The sequence below is a fragment of the Methanosaeta sp. UBA356 genome (genome assembly GCF_002496465.1).
Classification (GTDB): domain Archaea; phylum Halobacteriota; class Methanosarcinia; order Methanotrichales; family Methanotrichaceae; genus Methanothrix; species Methanothrix soehngenii.
This window is the reverse complement of the sequence record NZ_DAKC01000128.1, coordinates 22283-22688: the sequence shown is the minus strand read 5'-3', so window position 1 is coordinate 22688 and position 406 is coordinate 22283. Positions and strand designations below refer to the sequence as shown.

General features: G+C 45.3%; 1 pseudogene. It reads left to right on the top strand.

Annotation, left to right across the window (positions count from 1 at the left end):
• Positions 1–317: pseudogene (locus tag BP727_RS12605) on the top strand (hypothetical protein); the annotation flags it as partial.
• Positions 318–406 lie beyond the last annotated feature (89 nt).

Below are 406 nucleotides of genomic sequence, written 5' to 3'. Positions count from 1 at the left end.
CCGAATCAGGAGAATATGCAAACCATATTCCATTGCTGGCCCTCATAGAAACCGCGTGTGTTGTTTCCCGATTGTCAGACACGCAGAGAGCAGGTCTCGCCCTGACATTTCTCGGCCAGAATTCCAGATTCTATGGCGACGCATATTTGATGGAGCGGTCGATTAGGATTGGCATGAGAACCAAAGCCAGCGGTTTTGATGTTGTCTTCATGGCATGTGCCGAGGAAACCGGATCAATCCTAATTACGGATGACCGAAAGATGTACGATCGAGCAAATGATTACGGCCTCGATGTCATCTTCATTCGAGATGTCTGATAGCTGATAGATTATTTAGAATTATTTATGGACCGGTTTTTGTGGTTAAAATCCGTTATCTTCAATCCGATCAAACCGATTTGCGACGA